The following is a 19,070-nucleotide window of genomic DNA, read 5'->3' as shown; positions in this document are numbered from 1 at the left end:
CTATGACAAAAGAAGAAAAATAATCCGCTCCAGCCGTGCCATGGGTTTTCTAGTTGTTCCGCGCCCGCTCCGTATAGTCCCCGCCACCCGCCCCATGGGGCAAAGCAAACAGGGGATTATTGATGAGCAAATACAGACACGACCTGCCGCAGCTTTCCGGCAACCGGCTTCTGACCGATGGCGGACTGGAAACCACGCTGGTTTTCCATGACGCGATGGAACTGCCCTATTTCGCCGCCTTCACCCTGATGGAGGAGGAATCGGGCCGCGACCGGCTGAAGCGCTATTTCACCCGCTATATCGAGGTTGCCCGCCAGCATGGTGTCGGCTTCGTGCTGGATACGCCGACCTGGCGCGCCAATCCCGACTGGGCGGCGAAACTGGGGTACGATGCGGACCGGCTGGCCGAACTGAATCGCCGCTGCGTGGCCTTCCTGGTAGCACTGCGCTGGCAGCTGGAATCCGGCCGCACGCCCATCGTCATCAATGGCGTCATCGGCCCGCGCGGCGACGGCTACCAGCCGGACCGGCTGATGAGCGCCATCGAGGCCGAGGCCTATCATGCCGCGCAGGTGAAGTGCTTCGCCGGCACCGAGACCGACATGATCTCCGCCATCACCATGAACTATGCTGAGGAGGCCATCGGCATCGCCCGGGCCGCCGGCAAGGCCGGCATGCCGATCGTGATCTCCTTCACCGTGGAGACCGACGGACGCCTGCCGACCGGCCAGACGCTGCGCGACGCCATTGCGATGGTGGACCGTGAGACCGGCAAGGCGCCGGCCTACTACATGATCAACTGCGCGCACCCGACGCACTTCGAGGGCGTGCTGGCCGAAAAGGGCGACTGGCTCGGGCGCATTCGCGGCCTGCGCGCCAACGCCTCGGCGCTCAGCCATGCCGAGCTGGACGCCGCGACCGCGTTGGACGACGGCAACCCGCAGGAGCTGGGCGGACAGTACCGCAACCTGCTGCGGATTCTGGACAAGGCCGTGGTGCTGGGCGGCTGCTGTGGCACCGACCACCGCCATATCGAGCAGATTGCCGGCCACTGCCTCGCCGAGACGGTGGCGGCGTAGTTCTGTCTTTCCCTCTCCCCTAGCGGGAGAGGGTTGCGGCTCAATAAGCCGACCCACCCTCCGGTGTCAGGCCCAGCGCATCGCAGGCGAGGTAGCAGAATTCGAGCATGACCGTGGCGGCGAGCCAGGCGGTCTGGCCCTTCAGATCGGCGCCCGGCGTCAGCGTGTTCACGTCGAAGCCGACGAAATTGATACCCTTCAGGGCGCGCAGGAGCGCCAGCCCCTCGCGCGCCGTCGCCCCGCCCCAGGCCGGAGTGAAGACGCCGGGGGCCGCCGAGGGATCGAAGAAATCCATGTCGAAGCACAGGAAGACCGGGCGGTCGCCAACCGTGTCCTTGAAGCGTTTGGCAAGGCCGGCGACGCCCTCGCTCTCCAGCGCCTCGATGGGGATGGTCTGGTAGCCGAGGCCTTGCGTGTAGTCGAACACGCGCGGCACATAGGTGAAGCCGCGCAGGCCGAAATGGATCGACCGGCTGGCATCCACATAGCCCTTCTGCACCGCACAGGCAAAGGTGGTGGCGGGGTTGATCTCGCTCTCGTTGCCGGCTTCGGGATAGGCGTCGGTGTGGGAATCGAAATGCAGCACGCAGAGGTCGGGATATTTCCGGCTGAGCGCCTGCATCTGCGGCAGGCTGATGACGCCATCGCCGCCCATGCAGATCGGCACGACGCCCCGCTCCACCACCGCCGAGATCGCCGCCGTCATCGTCTCGACCGAGGATTCGACCTCCGCCGAGACCACCGGCACATCGCCGCAATCGACCAGCCCCAGCGCACGGACAGGGTCGAAATCGCCGGGATCGTCGGGGCGGTAATGCCGCACCATGTCGGTGGACATATAGCGGATCGCCGCCGGCCCCAGCCGGGCGCCGACGCGCCGGGGGTGCCGGCCGCAATCGAAGGGCAGGCCGATCACCGCCGCCTTCGCGCCGGTCAGGTCCAGCGTCTGCGGCACGCCGAGATAGGTGCCGATGGTCCGGAACAGCGTCTCAGGCAGCTTCTCGGTCATGTGTAGCTGATTCCCAGCTCCTTCATGCGCGCCTGCGCCGCGTCGTACAGATCCTGCTGCGGCGGCACGCTGTCCGGGTCCAGCACGCGCACGGCGAAGCCCGCCGCCTCCGCCCGGTAGCGTTCCCACAGCCGGCGCAGGTCGGGCAGCGGCGTCTCCGAATAATCGATGCGCAGGTCGAACAGCGGGAAGCTGTTCTCGCCGATGGCGATCATCTGCGCGGCATGCACCGTGCCGGTCTCGCCGCCCGCCGCCTCGCCCGCCTCGATGGCGCGCAGCAGGCGCTCGGCAATCTCCAGCGACGGATCGGCGGTGAAGGCCGCAACCATCGCCTTCGGCACCTCGGGATTGTCGATGATGTTGCCGATGGCGACGACGCCCGGCGCCTGGCATTCGGCCCGGATCGAATAAATCCTGTCGCCATGGTGGAAGGCGGTGTTGCCGTGCCGATCGACGCAGGCAAGCTGGCGCCAGCCGATATCCTTCGTGCTGGCGACCACGGCGGCCATCGCCTCGGCGGCGGTGGCACCATCCTGAAGCAGGGCGATGCCGCGCGGCCCCAGCCTGGGGTCGGTACGGTGCTGGGTCAGGAAGCCGCCGACGCCGGACTTCAGATAGACGCAGCGGCTGCCGACCGCGAGGTTAGAGGTGGAGATGACCGCGCCGATCTCACCGGTTCGGCCACAGCGCGCGACGAGAGAGAAGGTCATGTCAGCCCCTTAGATGGAATCGCGGACCAGCGGGCTGGTCGAGCAGTGGATGCCGCCGCCGCCGAGCCAGATCTTGTCGTATTTCACATCGACGATCTCGATGCCCAGCTTGTCCAGCTTGTCGGCGGTGCGCGGCGACAGGTTCGCCTCCATCACCACGCGGCCCGGCCGCACGGCGATGCAGTTGACGGCGCCCGAGGGATCGTCCGGGCTGACATCGATGGTGCGGATGCCCAGCTCCTTCAGCTTCTCCAGGAACCAGAAGGGCAGCTGCGTCGGGTTGATGATCGCGGTATCGACATCGATCATCACCAGATTGCCGTCGATATGCAGGCGGTAGCCGGTCAGGTCCACGCGCAGCAACTCGCAGCCCTGTGCCTTCAGCACCTCCTCGACCTGGCGCGTGCCTTCCTCATTCACCCGGTTGGAGCGGCCGACGGCGGCGATCCCCGGCTTCAGCCAGGCGAAGCTGCCGCCCTCCATCAGGCCGGTGCCGTGGATGGTGCGCAGGATCGGCATGCCGATGGCGGCCAGCGTCTCGGTCGCCGGCGCTTCCTCGCCGCGCCGCACGATGGGGCCAAGGCGGGTGACGATGGCGCCGCCCTTCACCCCGATCACCGAATCGCGGGTATAGATCGATTTGTGCCGCCCCGGCGCGCAGCGCTTCAGATAGATGACCTCGACACCTTCCTTGCGCAGCGTGTCGGCCAGCGCGTCATGCTGGGCCTGCTGTTCCTCCAGCGACGGGATCACGTCGCCGCGCCAGTACCAGGTCTGGCCCTCGACATCGCCATAGCTGCCCAGCTCCTCGATGCGCTTGGACGGGTCGATGATGTTCATCTCCTCGCCCGGCCGGTGCATCAGCACCTTGCGCAGCTGGCCCACATCATTGTCGCAGCCCCACTGCTGCCCCCACACCGTCTCCTGCTGCTGCGGCGTCTCGAACGCCGGCTCGGCGTGCGAGTGGAAAATCTTCATCGTCATGTTGTAGCGATATTCGAACTCGCTGACGGCACCCATGGGGTATTTCCTCTTCCTGTGGTGGAGCGTTTTGATTGCCGGCGGGTGTTATTCCCCGCCCTCGGCGGCCAACGCCTTCAGGCGCGCAGCCCGGCGCTGGCGCGACCACAGCTCGAACAGCAGCAGCGCCAGCGTAACGATGATGAGAAGCGTGGCGACGGCGGCGATGGTGGGGTCGAGATGGTCCTCGATGCCGTCCCAGATGCGCTTCGGCAGTGTGTAGATGTTGCGGCTGGTCAGGAACAGCACCATCACGATCTCGTCGAAGGAGATGGTGAAGGCGAAGATCGCCCCCGACAGCATGCCCGGCATGATGCGCGGCATGATGACCAGGCGGATGGTCTCGCTCATCGACGCCCCCAGGCTGCGCGCCGCCTGTTCCAGCCGCACGTCGAAATTGGCCAGCGAGGCGGACACCGTGATGATCACATAGGGGATCGCGACCAGCGTGTGCGCCAGGATGACGCCGAGATAGGAATCCAGCAGCCGGAGATCGATCCAGAACCGGTACATCGCCAGCGCCTGCACGATGGTCGGCACGATGATCGGGATCAGCATGAAGGTGCGCACCGCCTCCGACGCGTTGGTGGACAGCCGCCAGCAGCCAATGGCGCACAGCGTGCCCAGCACCACGGCGGCGATTGTCGAGGCGACCGCGATCACGATGCTCTGGCCGGTAGCAGACAGCCAGATGTCGTTGCTGAAGAAGGCGGCGTAATGCTGCAGCGACACGCCGTCCTGCGGCAGCGACAAATAATACTGGTCGGTGATCGAGACCGGGATCACCACCACCATCGGCAGCACCAGGAAAGCCAGCACCGTCCAGGCGCCGCCCAGCACCATGCCCCGCCCGAAGGTTTCGCGGAAATCGCCCTTCATCATCGCGCCCCGAACACTTTTTTAAGATCGACGAAGCGCGCCACCAGCGCCAGCGTCAGCAGCACCGCGAACAGCAGCGTCGAGGCCAGCATGGTCGCCTGCCCCCAGCGCAACGTCTCCTCGAAGCTGACGCGGATATATTCGGAGATCATCACCACCTTGCCGCCGCCCAGAATGGCGGGCGTGATGAAGAAGCCCAGCGAGAACACGAAGACCAGGATGGTCGCCGCGATCAGCCCCGGCTTGCTGAGCGGCAGATAGATGTGCAGGAAGGCGCCGATCGGCGACGCCCCCAGCCCGCGCGCCGCCGAGACATAGCGCCCGTCGATGCCGGACATGTTGGAGAAGATCGGCAGCACCGCCAGCGGCAGCATGAAATGCACCATGCCGAGGATCACGCCGAATTCGTTGCGCACCAGCGGCAGCGGCTCGGAGATCAGCCCCAGCGCCATCAAGCCCTGGTTCACCAGCCCTTCGTTGCGCAGCAGCATGACCCAGGCGAAGGCGCGGATAAGCACGCTGAGCCAGAAGGTCAGCAGGATGCAGAACATCATCCAGGCGCGCTGGGTCTGCTTCACATGCACCATCGCATAGGCGACGAGATAGCCCAGCACCACCGTGATGATGGTGGTGATGGCGCAGATGCGCAGGGTGGTCAGCCAGATGCGGTGCAGCAGCGGGCGCGTCAGCAGCGCCTCGTAATTCTGCAGGCCCGGATAGGGCTCGGTCACGCTGATCCACAGCACCTGGAACAGCGGATAGATATAGAAGATGAGCATCAGCAGGACCGCGGGCGCGATCAGCAGCCAATAGGTATTGCGTTGCGAGGTCAGCATCCGAAATCCCGCCGATGCTCTCTTTTCTACGTCAGATCAACCCGGCGGCCCCAAAGGGCGCCAACCGGGTGCGAGGCAACAGAAAGCGCCGTTACGAGGACAGCGTGTCCAGCCACATCTCGCGGGCCAGTTCGTCGTTGGTCAGGCTGCCCTTGCCGCTCGGCTCCTGATACCAGTAGCCATTCTGCAGCACCTGCAGCTTCAGGTTCTCCGGCTGGCCCGGATCGATGTGTTTCATGTCGGCGGGCACCATGTCGGCGGCGGCCGGGTTGGCCGGGCCATTGCCCATCGCCTTGAACAGCTCGATCTGGCCGGCCGGGTCCTGCGCCGAGGCGATGAACTTCATCGCCGTCTCCTTGCCGGCCGGATTGCCCTTCGGCACGTTCCACATGCCCGACGTGACGATTCCGTCCTGCCACAGCCAGGCGATGTCGCCGCCCATGTCGCGGGTCAGCAGATTGGCGCGGGTATGCCAGATATTGCCCATCACCACCTCGCCGGTGCGGAACAGCTCCTGGCTCTGCGAGCCGGAACCCCAGGCGACCACATCCTTCTTGATCTCCTTCAGCTTGCTCATGGCAAGGTTCAGGTCGATCGGATAGACGTCCTTGTGCGACTTGCCGGCCGCCAGCATGCAGGCCTCCAGCATGCCGTTGGGCTGCTTGCGCAGGGTGCGGCCGCCGGGGAACTTCGCCAGGTCCCAGAAATCCTTCCAGTCCTTCGGCGCCGCTGACAGCTTGGCCTTGTTGTAGGTCAGCACGAAGCTGAACATGTAATTGGCGCAGCCATACTCATAGGCGAATTCCGGCGCCATCTTGGCCTTGTCCACGATGGCATAGTCGATGGGCTCCAGCACGTCATGCGTCTGCAGCACCAGCGTGGTGCCGGTACCGGTGTCGCACACGTCCCAGGTCACCGCCTTGGCCTCGACCATGGCGCGGATCTTGGAGCCGAGCGGGCCGGTGCCGTCGATCACCACCTTGGTGCCGCTGGCCGCCTCGAACGGCGCGCCGAACGCCTTGGCATAGGCCTCGACCGCCGGGCCGCCCCAGTTCACCACCACCAGCTCCTTGGCCTGGGCGGCGGCACTGCCGGTGCCCAGCTTCAGCGCGACCGGGGCCAGGCCCAGCAGGCCCAGCGCCTTCACGAAGCTGCGGCGGCCGATCTCGCCGCGCGCCAGCTTTTCGGCGGCAATGGCGGCACAATCCTCGGCGAAGGACTGCTCGTCGGGATACAGATCCTTCTCATAGAGCGTCTTGCTCAGATCCTTGCGCGATTTCATAACCGGTCTCCTCTGCTTTTACGTGTTGTCCCTGTCGCTCCAACCCGTTGTCCGGGTCGTTCTCTATCGTTCAGTTGTCGCGCACCACCACCGAGGCGTCCGGCTCCCAGCCCAGCCAGACCTGATTGCCGATGGCGGGATCGACCTCGCATTTCCAGGCCGGCGCGGTGACGATCAGATCGCCCAGCGCCTGGGTGCGCACCTGGAAGTGATAGTTGGCGCCGTAATAGTTGAAGGCGTCGATGGTGCCGGGCACGCGGTTGCGCGTGGCCGGTTCGGCCTGGCTGACGAACAGCTTCTCCGGGCGCAGCGCGATCAGCACCGAACCATCCGGACCGACGGGTTCCGCCGCCCCCGCCTGCACCAGCGCATGGCCGCCGGCGGTGTAGGTGAAGCTGCCGGACTCGGTGCCCGCGACCGTGCCGTTGATGAAGTTGCTCTTACCCAGGAAGTCGGCGACGAAGCGGGTCGCCGGGCGCTCGTACAGATCGCCGGGGCCACCCATCTGCTCGATCTTGCCGTCGCGCAGGATGATGATGTCGTCCGACATGGACAACGCCTCCTCCTGGTCGTGCGTCACATAGATGAAAGTGGCGCCCAGCCGGTTATGCAGGGATTTCAGCTCCCACTGCAGGTCGGCGCGCAGCTTCTTGTCGAGCGCCGACAGCGGCTCGTCGAGCAGCAGCAGGTCGGGCTGGAACACCAGCGCGCGGGCCAGCGCCACGCGCTGCTGCTGGCCGCCCGACAGCTGGCCCGGCAGGCGCTTGGCGAGATGCGCCATCTGCACCAGCTCCAGCGAGGCCATGACGCTCTTGCGCGCCTCCGCGCGCTTCACCCCGCGCACCCGCAGGGGGAACCAGATATTGTCCTCGACGCTCATATGCGGGAACAGGGCATAGCCCTGGAACACCATGCCGAAATTCCGCTTGTCCGGCGGCAGCGCGGTGATGTCCTTGTCGTCCAGCAGGATCAGCCCCGCCGTCGGCTGCACGAAGCCGGCGATCGACATCAGGATGGTTGTCTTGCCGGAACCGGAGGGGCCCAGCAGCGTCAGGAACTTGCCGCGCTCGACCTCGAAGCTGACATCGTCCACCGCGGCGAGGTCGCCATAGACCTTGCGCAGCCGGCGAAGCGACAGGGAATGCGATTGTGTCTTCGCGCCGGAGAGGGACGCTTCCGGCACCGCTGCATCTACCATCCAGAGCCCACCTGTTACGTCGTTCGCTTGTTGTTTTTGCTTACTAAGTTGTAAGCGTAAAACACATTTTCCTGACGGGCGAGTCTTTCTGAAAAAAATTTATCTAGTTGAATTTACGTAATATTATTGCGCTCATATAGCAGATGCACAATTTTTTTGCCAAAATTTTGTGCAGTGCAGATCATGCAAAACAGCGCATATGCAACTGCTCAAGCGCCTTGCCCCAGGGCGGCCGGTCAGCCGGCGCGGCGCAGCAGCATCAGGCCGCTAAGCCCCGTCACGATGGCGACCGCGCCATAGGCCACGCCATAGCTCTGGCCCGAGGCGATCAACACGCTGAAGATGGCCGGCATCGACATCACGCCGAGGAACATCATGGCGGCGGCCAGCCCGCTGGATTCCGCCGTGCGGCCCGGCCCGCCGATGCGCGCATATTCGGCGAAGGCGATGCCGGTGAAGCCGCTGGCCGTCGCCCCCGCCACCGCGCAGACCAGCAGGATCAGCGCATAGGACCAGTCGGCGCCGAACTGCCCGGCGGCCAGCGCCGTGCCGGCCATGACAATGCCATGCAGTGCCAGCAGCAGCCGGGCGGAGATCACATTATCCGCCATCCAGCCCCAGATCGGGCGGGAGATCACACCGGCGACCTGGAACATCGCCAGCGCCTGCCCGGCGCGGATCAGGCTCATCTCCGCCATGCTGGTCAGATGCACCGCCATGAAGGCGATGAAGCAGAGCTGCGCGCCGGCATAGCAGAACATGGCGATGCACAGGGTGCGCACCTCCGGCAGCTCGACCAGCAGCCGCAAGGGGGCCAGCGCATTGCCACGCGTCAGGGCGCGCGCCACGTCGCGGTCGGCATCATATTCCGTGCGCATCGCCTGCAGCAGCACCAGCAGCAGAATGGCCGGGCCAAGCTGCACCAGAAGGGCTGTCTGCCAGTCGAAGCCCAGCACCAGCGGCGGCACCAGCAGCCCGCCCATGACACCGCCCAGCGGCACGCCGATCTGCCGGATGGAAAAGACCAGGTTGCGCAGCCGCACCGGGGTACGGCTGATGAGCAGGTGCGAACTGGAAGGCGCCGTCGCGCCATAGGCGAAGCCCAGCAGCACGCCGCCCAGCGCGATGGCGCCCGCCGTACCGCCCAATGCCGCCGTCAGCAGCATGATGATGGTGCAGACCAGGATGACCTGACTGACCCGCACCGCGCCGAACCGGTGCACGAAGCTGGGGCTCAGCACGGCGGAGAAAATGCCCACGCCATAGACGATGGAGATGAACAGCCCGACCCGCGCGCCATCGACGCCGACATCGGCGGCAATCGCCGGGGCGGCAGCCGGAATCGAATAGGCCGACATGGTCGCCAGCGCCTGCACGAACAGGGTGGCGAACAACGGCATATAGGGAATCTCGCGCCACATGCGGCCGGCCTCAGTTGCGGTGGAGCACGAAGCGCTCGCCATCCACCGGGCGGCGCAGCCAGAACAGCCGGATCGAATCGCACAGCCCGTCATCGAGGCGGATCGCCGTGCCGCAGGTGCCTTCGATGCCGGTCAGCGCCGCGGCCTCGGCATCCGGCAGGCGATCCTCCATCCGTATCGTGACCTCCGGCAGATCGCCGCGCGCACACAGCAGCGGCTCAGCTGCGTCCATATGGTCCGCCCCCTTGCGGTCCGCCGGCAGGCTGACGGACATCGCGGCCATGTCGCCCAGCACCGAGAACGCCTCCGCCTCGCCGACCGCATCGGTTGCCAGCATCACCCGGTAGAACAGCCCTTCCGGGCTGTCCTGGTCGAGCCAGCCGAGCACGCGATCTTCCCGCCCGTCGCAGGTGACGTCGCCGCGCAGCATTGTGATGTCGTTGAGATGGGCATACTGCCCCCATTCGATGCGCAACAGGCCATAGGCCTGCTGGTCCAGCCGCAGCCGGTCAGCTTCATTGCTCCCGCCTCTGCCGCCCCCGGCAAAAGCCGGCCCTGCCGTCATCAGCAGCAAAGCGCCAACGACCGTAAGGCACCGGTACACCCCCATTCGCACCCCTTCCCTCTCGATTCTTTATTCTTATGAGAGAACGCTAGCGGTGGAGGAAAGCGCGCACAACTGCCCGAAAGCGCGGGTCAGCATCCCGGCTTCGGCAGCGCCTCCAGCGTGTCGAGGGTCGCATTCACGACGAAGTCGCCATAATCCAGCTTCATCTCGGTAACGATGCCATTGTCGTAGAGCCGGATGCCCATTTCGTAATCCGGCAGGCCGCCCGGCGCGCCATCAGGGCCGAAGAAGGCCAGCCGTACCGGCCAGGACGGGCGGCGCAGCAGCACGTCCCCCTCGGCGGGGGCCGGGATCGGCTTGCCGATCAGGGCGGTGATCTCCGTCGCCTCCTCCACCTCATTGCCGTCGAACACCATGCCGCTGACGAATTTCCGGCCGGCCTCGGCGGCATCGAGGATGCTGATGCTGTGCTGGGTCGGGAACAGAACCTCCAGCGGCAGGTCGAGGGTGACGGCTTCCGGCGCCTCGAAATCGGCGCGGACGCCCTTGTCAGTGCGCACCGCCCGGCCGCTGATATTCTCCGGCACGTCGCCCGGCCGGGCGCGTTCGATGAAGAAGCGGTAGCCGCTGCCATCCTTCGCCTCATAGGTCGCGAAGGAAACTGCGACATCGGATTCGCCGCCCTGGGCATAGCCCAGCCGCAGGCGGTAGCGCTGCTCGACCGTCCAGCCTTCGCAGCTTTCGCCCCACTCCAGCGCCATGGCGCCTTCCGCATTGGCGATGCCGCTGCCAGACGTCGCCTTGGCCAGCGCCATGCGATAGACCGCGCGGTGCGGTGCGATTTCGTAGGCCTGCGCGGCGCCCGCCGCCAGCAGCGCAACCGCCGCCACGCCAAGCCGTACTCCATATCGCCAAGCCATTCATTTCTCCTTCGGCGCGCTGGCCGGTCATGTGGCGGTTGCCTCTTGCCCCGGTGCCATCCACGCTATAGTGCCGAACTGGCCAGGCAAGCGCATCCGCAAACGGATGCCTCAAGAAGCATGTTCAGCCAAACAGGTTCACGGGCAATAGCTTGGCAACAGCAATAAGGAGGTTTCATGGCATCGACGTCCCCGCAGCAGCGCCCCAGTCAGCCCCATGGCCAACGCCCGCGCATCCTGGTCACGCGCAAACTGCCCGATGCCGTCGAGGCGCGGATCACGCGCGACTATGACGCGACCCTGAATCCGGCCGACAACGTGTTCGATGCCGACCGGCTGGTGCGGGAGAGCGCCGGCCATGACGGCATCCTGGTCTGCTCCACCGAGAAGCTGCCGGCCGCTGTCATCGAAACGCTGCCTCCGGAGGTGAAGATCGTCGCCACCTTCTCGGTCGGGCACGACCATATCGACCTCGCCGCCGCAAAGACGCGCGGCCTGGCCGTCACCAACACGCCGGACGTGCTGACCGACGCCACCGCCGACATTACCTTCCTGCTGCTGCTGGCCGCTGCGCGGCGCGCCTATGAGGGCGAGCGGACGATCCGCGAGGACCGCTGGGGCCGCTGGGAACCGACCGGCATGCTGGGCGTGCATGTCACCGGCAAGCGACTGGCCATCCTCGGCATGGGGCGCATCGGCCGCGCCGTGGCGCAGCGGGCGCGCGGCTTCGAGATGGAAATCCACTACAACAACCGCAGCCGCCTGGCACCGGAGCTGGAGCAGGGGGCGATCTACCACGAAGATCCCGAAGAGCTGCTGAGCGTCGCCGACTTCCTGTCGATCAACTGCCCGTCGAGCAAGGAGACCTATCATTTCCTGAATGCCGACCGGATCGCCCGCCTGCCGGACGGCGCGGTTGTGGTGAACACCGCGCGCGGCAACATCGTGCATGACGAATCGCTGATCGCAGCACTGAAATCCGGCAAGCTGGCCGCCGCCGGGCTGGACGTGTTCGAGAACGAACCGAACATCCATCCGGGCTACCGCGACCTTCCCAACTGCTTCCTGCTGCCGCATATCGGCAGCGCCACGCTGGAAACCCGCCACGCCATGGGCTTCCGGGCGCTGGACAATCTGGACGCGTTCTTTGCCGGCAAGGAGTCCCGGGACCGTCTAGCCTAGGCAAGAGTGGACGCTAGTACCGCGGGCAGGGGGTAGCTTTTGCCGGGCAACCTCCGCCCAGCGATATTCAGATACTTTGAATGAACACAATAAATCAATGACTTAAAAGATGGCACGGCGCTTGCTCCATGGGGAACGACTATCGTTTCAACGAGCGGACCTTCGCCATGAGCCTGCACTCTACCGTCACGATCCTGCCGCCCGCCCAGAACAGCGCACCGGTTACGCTGCCGGCCCCCTGGGGCGAGGAGCAGCCGCGGCTCGACCGCCATATCGAGCTCTGGCTCTCCGAGACGGCGCGCCTGCTGGGCGCCACGCCGCTGCCGACGGATGAAAGCCGGCGCAGCGATGTGCTGCGCCTCGCCCTTGCCCTCGCCGAGGCAGAGCGCATCATCAAGGCGCAGCAGGCCGAGATCGAGAAGCTGGAGGCGCTGAGCCTGAACGACGATCTGACTGGTCTGTTCAACTGGCGCGGCTTCAACCGCCAGGTCAGCGTGGGGCTGGCCGAGGCGCAGCGCACCGGTATCGGCGGCGTGCTGATCTATGTCGATATCGACGACTTCAAGAAGATCAACGACACCTATGGCCATGCCGCCGGCAACGCCGTGCTACGCGAGATCGCCGGGCTGCTGTCCCACAAGGTGCGCCAGCATGACAGCGTCGGCCGGCTGGGCGGCGACGAATTCGCGGCCCTGCTGACCCGCACCAGCGCGGCGCAGGGCTTCCGCCGCGTGCGCGACATCGCGCAGGCGTTGGAGCAGGTGACCATCGTGCATGACGGCATCGCGATCTCGGTGACGGCCAGTGTCGGCGCCGTCGCCTTCTCGCCCGATGACAGCCCCGAGGCGCTGCTGGAGCGCGCCGACCGGCGCATGTATGACTGCAAGCGCGGCCGGACACGGCTCGAGGTGGCCTGATACGGCTTTGCCGACGCGCCCGCGAATGTTATGAGACGGGGATGACGACACTCATCACCGATTCGAAGACGCTCGCCGTCTTTTGCCGCGGTCTTGCCGCGGCCGACTACATCACCGTCGATACCGAGTTCATGCGGGAGAAGACCTACTACCCGCAACTCTGCCTGATCCAGATCGCCGGCCCGGACGCCGCCGCCGCCATCGACCCGCTGGCAGCAGGCATCGACCTGAAACCGGTATTCGACCTGCTGGCCGATCCCGGCATCCTGAAAGTGTTCCACGCCGCCCGGCAGGATATCGAGATTTTCTACCAGCTGACCGGCGTGGTGCCCGCACCGTTGTTCGACACCCAGGTCGCCGCGATGGTCTGCGGCTTTGGCGATTCGGTCGGCTATGAGACGCTGGCGACCCGGCTGGCCAATGCCCGCATCGACAAGAGCTCGCGCTTCACCGACTGGTCGCACCGGCCGCTGGCGACGCACCAGCTGGACTATGCGCTGGCCGATGTGACTCATCTGCGCGTCATCTACGACAAGCTGTCGGCGACGCTGGAAAAGAATGGCCGCGCCTCCTGGCTGGACGAGGAGATGGCGGTGCTGAGCAACCCCGCCACCTACGATGCCGACCCGATGGACAGCTGGCGCCGGCTGAAGCCGCGCACCAACAGCACCAAATTCCTGGCCATCCTGCGCGAGATTGCGGCCTGGCGCGAGATCGAGGCGCGCAAGCGCGACCTGCCGCGCAACCGCCTGCTGCGCGACGAGGCACTGCTGGAGATCGCCGCGCGGGTGCCGAACAATGCCGACGAGCTGGCCAAGATCCGCGCGCTGTCCAAGGGCTTCGCCGAGGGCGCGATGGGCCGGCAGCTGCTGGAAGCGGCCCAGCGCGGGCTCGACCTGCCGAAGGAGCAGCGCCCGGAACTGCCGCAGAAGATCGACCTGCCGGCCGGGCGCGGCCCGATCCTGGAACTGCTGAAAGTGCTGCTGAAGCTGCGCTGCGAGGAATATCAGGCGGCGCAGAAGCTGGTCGCCAACAGCGCCGACCTGGAGGCCATCGCCGCCGACGACAATGCCGATACGCCCGCCCTGCGCGGCTGGCGCCGGGAGATTTTCGGCGCCGACGCGCTGGCGCTGAAGCACGGCCGGCTGGCGCTGACCGCCGACGGCAGCACCGTGCGCGTGGTTCCGGTCCATGAGTTGGAACCCGCACCGTAATCCCACGTTATCTTTTGCGTCGCCTCTGACGGGTTCGCCCGATAGAGGCCCACGCTAGGTTGCCTACACCGACAATGGGGACAGCCGACCCGTGGATTCCCGCTCCCCTCATCGGGATGACGGGCGGGAATGACGGGGGGAGCTTTTCTATTCCGCCGCCTTTTTCCGAACCGGGCCGGGCGCATTCCCCGCAAAGGCGCCGGTATAGGGCTTCTCTCGCGGCGGGGCATAGGACACGATCTTCGAGGTGCCGAGGCCGAGCCCGGCCAGCGCCTCCACCATCTTCACCGCAACCGTGACGCCATCCATCACCGGGATACCGGTTTCCTGGGTCAGGCGCTGCGCCAGATCGACCATGCCGGCGCAGCCCAGCAGCACGCATTCGGCGCCATCTTCCTCGATCGCCTTCAGCGTCTCCGCCTTCACCTTGTCGGCGGCCCCGGAATGCGCGTCCTCCAGTTCCAGCACCGGCACGCCGGCGGCGCGCACACTCATCAGCTGGTCGATGAAGCCATATTTGCGGGCGAGGTCGTACTGCACCTTGGCCGAGCGCTTCAGGGTGCTGACCACCGAGAAGCCCTTGCCGAGCATCGAGGCCGCATGCATCGCCGCCTCGCAGATGCCGATCACCGGGCCGGTCGCGATCTCGCGCGCCGCCTCCAGCCCCGGATCGCGGAAGCAGGCGACGACATAGCCGGCATAGCCGCCCTCTTCCTCCGCCGCCTTGATGATCTCCAGCATGCCGGGCACGCAGAACGCGCTGTCATACTGGCTTTCGATGGAGACCGGCCCCTTGTCCGGCTGCACCGTCACCGTGACCGTGCCGGGTGCCGCCGCCTTCGCCGCCGCATGACCGATGGTGTCGGTCATCGACTGGGTGGTGTTCGGATTGATGACCAGGATCTTCATGGCGCCTTGCCTCCTGAAAAAAACTCTCCCGTCATAATCTATCCCTCGCCCCCCGCTGATGGCGACCTATCGCCATCAGCTATCGTTTGCCAAAGGGGGGGAGAGGGTTGCGCAGCCTTATCGAGGCGGCAGCCGAGATTAGGCGGAGCTGGGTGAGGGGGAAGGCCAAGGACGGAACCGGTCTCCCCTCACCCAGCCTCGGCTAGGCTCAGTTCCTTCGCCAAGCCTCGTCATCCCTCTCCCCTTCCGGGGCGAGGGACCTTTTATAATCCCCCTTGGCCTCTACCCTTCCGGGGCGAAGGAAAGTGAGGCTCCCCTTCACTTGCCGGACAGCACGTCCTCGCCCTCGATCTCGGCTTCCGGCGGCAGGGTGACGCCGGTCTGGCTGGTGATGCGGCCATAATGCTCGATACGGCGGTGCTTGGCGAAGTTGAACACCGTCTCCTTGCCCATCTGCACCAGGTCGAGGCGCAGATCGGCGACGATCAGCTCGTCCTCCAGCGTCTGCGCCTTGGCAACGATCTCGCCCGAGGGCTGCGCGATCAGCGAGCCGCCGATCATGCCGACACCTTCCTCGATGCCGGCCTTCGCGGTGGCGATGACATAGCAGGAATTCTGATAGGCGCTGGCCTGCACGACGAGGTCGTTGTGGAAGTTGCGCAGATGCTTCGGCTCGAAGGCGGAGGTGTTCTCGTCCGGCGTGTTGTAGCCGAGCGAGATGATCTCGGCCCCCTGCAGGCTCATCGAGCGGTAGGTTTCCGGCCAGCGGCGGTCGTTGCAGATCGCCATGCCATGGATGGCACCCATGGTGCGCCAGACCGGGAAGCCGAGATCGCCCGGCTCGAAATAGCGCTTCTCCAGATGCTGCCAGGGACGCTGCGGCTCATGCTCGGAATGGCCGGGCAGATGTACCTTGCGGTACTTGCCGACGATACGGCCCTTGTCGTTCACCAGGATCGAGGTGTTGAAATGGTGGCCATCCTCGGTCAGCTCGGCATAGCCCAGATAGAAGCCGATGCCCCACCCCGCCGCCTTCTCGAACAGCGGCAGCACTTCCTTGGTCGGCATCTGCTTTTCGAAGAAGGTCTCGACCTCCTTCCAGTCCTCCATGTACCAGCGCGGGAAGAAGGTGGTCAGCGCCAGTTCCGGGAACACCATGTAGCGCACGCCGCGCGACTTCGCCTCGCGCATCATCTCGATCATGCGGTTGACGCAGGAGGTGCGGGATTCAGCGCGCGCGATGGGGCCCATCTGGGCGGCGGCGGCGGTCAGGATGCGGGCCATTTTCTTATATCCTCTGTCAGAACTTGATGTAGTCGCCCGAAGTCGGGTTGAAGCCGTGAACGCTGGTGCCGCGCGGCCGCGCGGTGGCGGGCACGTCGCAGCGCAGGAATTTGCCGTCGCCGGGTTTGGCGAGAACCTCGCCATCGTTCCAGACGATGGTGCCGCGCACCATGCTGATGATCGGCCAGCCGGTCACCTCATGCCCCTCATAGGGGGTGTAGTCCATATCGTCATGCAGCATGTCGATGGAGATGGTGACCTTCTTTTCCGCGTCCCAGATCGCGATATCGGCATCGGCGCCGACCGCGATGGTGCCCTTGCGCGGGTAGAGGCCGTACATCTTGGCCGGGTTGGTGCAGCAGAGTGCGACGAACTTGTTGATGTCGATGCGCCCGGTCAGCACGCCGGCGCTGAACAGCATCGGCATGCGGATTTCCAGCCCCGGCACGCCGTTCGCCACCTTCTTGAAGCTGGTATCGGCGCCGCCGACGCGCTTGCCGGTCGGGCTGTCATAGCGGTAGGGCGCATGGTCGGAGGAGAACACGTCGAACGTGCCATCAGCCAGCCCCTGCCAGACAAATTCCTGGTTCGCCTTGTCGCGCGGCGGCGGCGAGCACATACATTTGGCACCCTCGAACCCGTCCTTGTCGAGATCATCCTCGGTCAGGAACAGATATTGCGGGCAGGTCTCGGCGAACACTTTCACGCCGCGCGCCTTGGCCTCGCGGATACGATCGATGGCCTCCTTCGCCGAGACATGCACCATCAGGATCGGCTGGTCCACCAGCTCCGCCAGCGCGATGGCGCGGTTGGTCGCCTCGCCTTCGGCGATGTTGGCATGCGCGACGCGGTGGAATTTCGGCGCGGTATGGCCGAATTCCAGCAGCTTTTCCGACAGCCAGGCGATCATGTCGTGGTTCTCGGCATGCACCATGACCATGGCGCCCTCGCGGCGGGCTGCGGCCAGCACTTCCAGGAACTGCCGGTCGTTTAGCTTCAGCGCGTCATAGGTCAGGTAGATCTTGAAGGAGGTATAGCCGTCCTTGATGAGGGCCGGCAGCTCCTGCCCGATGACGCTCTCCGTCGGGTCGGAGATGATCAGGTGGAAGGCATAGTCGGTCATCGCCTGGCCATCGGCCTTGGCGTGATAATCCTCGACCGTCTGGCGCAGGCTCTGGCCCTTGTACTGGGCGGCGAAGGGGATGATGCCGGTGGTGCCGCCGCACATCGCCGAACGCGTGCCGGACAGGAAAGTGTCGGCGGTATAGGCGCCGCTGGAGGAGAGCTGATCGACATGGACATGGCTGTCGATGCCGCCGGGCAGCACCAGCTTGCCGGTGGCGTCGATCTCACGCGCGCCCTTCGCCAGGCTGCTGCCCAGCGCGACGATCACGCCGTCCTTCACGCCGACATCGCAGACCACCGTGTCGGAGGCCGTGACGACGGTCCCGCCACGGATCACCAGGTCGAAATCAGCCATCCTCGCCTCCCCTGTCGCCTTTATGCGTCGCCTTTATGTCAGCCGGCCTTCTCGGCGGCCGCCTTCATCTTCTCGGTCGCCTTGCGATAGGCTTCCAGCCGCGGCAGATAATGGTCCGACGCGTTGCCGGCCTTGATTGCCTTCACCGCCTTCGGCACCTCGATCTCGTTCCAGAAATGGCAGGCCACCTGATGCCCGCCGCCGATATCCAGGAAGGCCGGATCCTCGACTTTGCAGCGCTCGCGCGCATGCGGACAGCGGGTGTGGAAGCGGCAGCCGGACGGCGGGTTGATCGGGCTGGGTACGTCGCCATCCAGCAGCATGCGCTCCGGCTTCACCGACGGGTCGGGCACCGGGATCGCCGACAGCAGCGCCTGGGTGTAGGGATGGCGCGGCGAATCGTAGAGCGTCTTCTTGTCCGCCAGTTCGACGATCTTGCCGAGATACATGACCGCGACCCGGTCGGCGATGTGCTTCACCACCGCCAGATCATGGGCGATGAACATGTAAGCGAGGCCGAACTGGGTCTGCAGATCCTGCAGCAGATTCACCACCTGCGCCTGAATCGACACGTCCAGCGCCGAGACCGGCTCGTCGCACACGATCAGCTTCGGATTCACGGCGAGCGCGCGGGCGACGCCGATGCGCTGGCGCTGGCCGCCGGAGAATTCGTGCGGATAGCGCACCATGTGCCAGGGCGACAGGCCGACGACCTTCAGCAATTCCTCGACCCGCGCGCGCTTTTCCTTGCCGTGCGCGATGCCGTGCACTTCCAGCGGCTCAGCGATGATGTCGCCGACCGTCATGCGCGGATTCAGCGACGCATAGGGATCCTGGAAGATGATCTGGATCTGCCGGCGGATCATCCGCATCTCTCGCCCCTTCAGGGTGGTGATGTCGGTGCCGTCGAATTCGACGCTGCCCGAGGTCGGCTCGATCAGCCGCATGATCAGGCGGCCGGTCGTCGATTTGCCGCAGCCCGATTCCCCGACCACGGCCAGCGTCTCGCCCTCATTGATATGGAAGCTGACATCATCGACCGCCTTCACGGCGCCGACCTGGCTCTGCAGCACGATTCCCTTGGTGATCGGGAAATGCTTCACCAGCCGTTCGACTTTCAGGATCGCCTTGCGGGCGCCGGGAGTGCTCTGCTCGTTCATCT

General features: G+C 65.6%; 18 protein-coding genes. 4 read left to right on the top strand and 14 right to left on the bottom strand.

Annotation, left to right across the window (positions count from 1 at the left end):
• Nucleotides 1-122: 122 nt before the first annotated feature.
• Entirely contained in the window at nt 123-1,079 is a 957-nt protein-coding gene (locus BKM74_RS05125; RefSeq protein WP_086464602.1) for a homocysteine S-methyltransferase family protein, read from the top strand.
• A gap of 40 nt (nt 1,080-1,119) precedes the next feature.
• On the opposite strand, the gene BKM74_RS05120 is transcribed toward BKM74_RS05125, so the two are convergent.
• The 10 genes from BKM74_RS05120 to BKM74_RS05075 all read right to left on the bottom strand — a co-directional run bounded on the left by BKM74_RS05120 (nt 1,120) and on the right by BKM74_RS05075 (nt 10,922).
• Complete coding sequence (locus tag BKM74_RS05120; RefSeq protein ID WP_086464601.1) at nt 1,120-2,088, bottom strand: arginase family protein; 969 nt, start codon at nt 2,086-2,088, stop codon at nt 1,120-1,122.
• Entirely contained in the window at nt 2,085-2,798 is a 714-nt protein-coding gene (locus BKM74_RS05115; protein WP_086464600.1) for a DUF1028 domain-containing protein, read from the bottom strand. Before BKM74_RS05115 ends, BKM74_RS05120 begins: the two co-directional genes overlap by 4 nt.
• A 9-nt stretch (nt 2,799-2,807) precedes the next feature.
• Nucleotides 2,808-3,818: a dimethylarginine dimethylaminohydrolase family protein gene (locus BKM74_RS05110; RefSeq protein WP_086464599.1), complete on the bottom strand. Its 1,011-nt coding sequence runs from the start codon at nt 3,816-3,818 to the stop codon at nt 2,808-2,810.
• Nucleotides 3,819-3,866: 48 nt separating this feature from the next.
• Nucleotides 3,867-4,697 (bottom strand): ABC transporter permease, encoded by an 831-nt coding sequence (locus tag BKM74_RS05105; protein WP_245825811.1) that lies wholly within the window; start codon nt 4,695-4,697, stop codon nt 3,867-3,869.
• On the bottom strand, nt 4,697-5,533 hold the full coding sequence (locus tag BKM74_RS05100; RefSeq protein ID WP_086464597.1) for an ABC transporter permease: 837 nt from the start codon (nt 5,531-5,533) through the stop codon (nt 4,697-4,699). The genes BKM74_RS05105 and BKM74_RS05100 overlap by 1 nt, the downstream gene beginning before the upstream one ends.
• A 91-nt stretch (nt 5,534-5,624) precedes the next feature.
• A complete protein-coding gene (locus BKM74_RS05095) occupies nt 5,625-6,815 on the bottom strand; it encodes an ABC transporter substrate-binding protein (protein WP_086464596.1) in 1,191 nt (396 codons plus the stop codon).
• A gap of 70 nt (nt 6,816-6,885) precedes the next feature.
• Entirely contained in the window at nt 6,886-8,013 is a 1,128-nt protein-coding gene (locus BKM74_RS05090) for an ABC transporter ATP-binding protein (RefSeq protein WP_086464595.1), read from the bottom strand.
• Between the two features lie 236 nt (nt 8,014-8,249).
• Nucleotides 8,250-9,434 (bottom strand): MFS transporter, encoded by a 1,185-nt coding sequence (locus BKM74_RS05085; protein ID WP_176342396.1) that lies wholly within the window; start codon nt 9,432-9,434, stop codon nt 8,250-8,252.
• A gap of 10 nt (nt 9,435-9,444) precedes the next feature.
• Entirely contained in the window at nt 9,445-9,999 is a 555-nt protein-coding gene (locus BKM74_RS05080; protein WP_176342395.1) for a hypothetical protein, read from the bottom strand.
• Between the two features lie 131 nt (nt 10,000-10,130).
• Nucleotides 10,131-10,922 carry a cell envelope integrity EipB family protein gene (locus BKM74_RS05075; protein WP_086464592.1) on the bottom strand — a complete coding sequence of 264 codons (792 nt, stop codon included), beginning with the start codon at nt 10,920-10,922 and terminating at the stop codon, nt 10,131-10,133.
• A 177-nt stretch (nt 10,923-11,099) separates the two neighbouring features.
• On the opposite strand from BKM74_RS05075, the gene BKM74_RS05070 reads away from it, so the two are divergent.
• The 3 genes from BKM74_RS05070 to rnd all read left to right on the top strand — a co-directional run bounded on the left by BKM74_RS05070 (nt 11,100) and on the right by rnd (nt 14,235).
• Nucleotides 11,100-12,104, top strand: a complete 1,005-nt coding sequence (locus tag BKM74_RS05070; RefSeq protein ID WP_086464591.1) for a 2-hydroxyacid dehydrogenase — start codon at nt 11,100-11,102, stop codon at nt 12,102-12,104.
• A gap of 128 nt (nt 12,105-12,232) precedes the next feature.
• On the top strand, nt 12,233-13,021 hold the full coding sequence (locus BKM74_RS05065) for a GGDEF domain-containing protein (protein ID WP_086464590.1): 789 nt from the start codon (nt 12,233-12,235) through the stop codon (nt 13,019-13,021).
• Between the two features lie 41 nt (nt 13,022-13,062).
• Complete coding sequence (rnd, locus tag BKM74_RS05060; protein WP_086464589.1) at nt 13,063-14,235, top strand: ribonuclease D; 1,173 nt, start codon at nt 13,063-13,065, stop codon at nt 14,233-14,235.
• Between the two features lie 147 nt (nt 14,236-14,382).
• Here rnd and BKM74_RS05055 read toward each other — a convergent pair whose 3' ends face one another.
• The 4 genes from BKM74_RS05055 to BKM74_RS05040 all read right to left on the bottom strand — a co-directional run bounded on the left by BKM74_RS05055 (nt 14,383) and on the right by BKM74_RS05040 (nt 19,068).
• Nucleotides 14,383-15,144: an aspartate/glutamate racemase family protein gene (locus BKM74_RS05055; RefSeq protein WP_086464588.1), complete on the bottom strand. Its 762-nt coding sequence runs from the start codon at nt 15,142-15,144 to the stop codon at nt 14,383-14,385.
• Between the two features lie 318 nt (nt 15,145-15,462).
• Complete coding sequence (locus tag BKM74_RS05050) at nt 15,463-16,428, bottom strand: N-carbamoyl-D-amino-acid hydrolase (RefSeq protein WP_086464587.1); 966 nt, start codon at nt 16,426-16,428, stop codon at nt 15,463-15,465.
• A 16-nt stretch (nt 16,429-16,444) separates the two neighbouring features.
• Nucleotides 16,445-17,908 carry a dihydropyrimidinase gene (gene hydA, locus BKM74_RS05045; RefSeq protein WP_086464586.1) on the bottom strand — a complete coding sequence of 488 codons (1,464 nt, stop codon included), beginning with the start codon at nt 17,906-17,908 and terminating at the stop codon, nt 16,445-16,447.
• A gap of 38 nt (nt 17,909-17,946) precedes the next feature.
• Nucleotides 17,947-19,068: an ABC transporter ATP-binding protein gene (locus BKM74_RS05040; protein ID WP_086464585.1), complete on the bottom strand. Its 1,122-nt coding sequence runs from the start codon at nt 19,066-19,068 to the stop codon at nt 17,947-17,949.
• Nucleotides 19,069-19,070: the final 2 nt, after the last annotated feature.

The organism is Oceanibaculum nanhaiense (genome assembly GCF_002148795.1).
In the GTDB taxonomy this organism is placed as follows: Bacteria; Pseudomonadota; Alphaproteobacteria; order Oceanibaculales; family Oceanibaculaceae; genus Oceanibaculum; species Oceanibaculum nanhaiense.
This window is presented reverse-complemented; position numbering and strand designations above follow the sequence as displayed.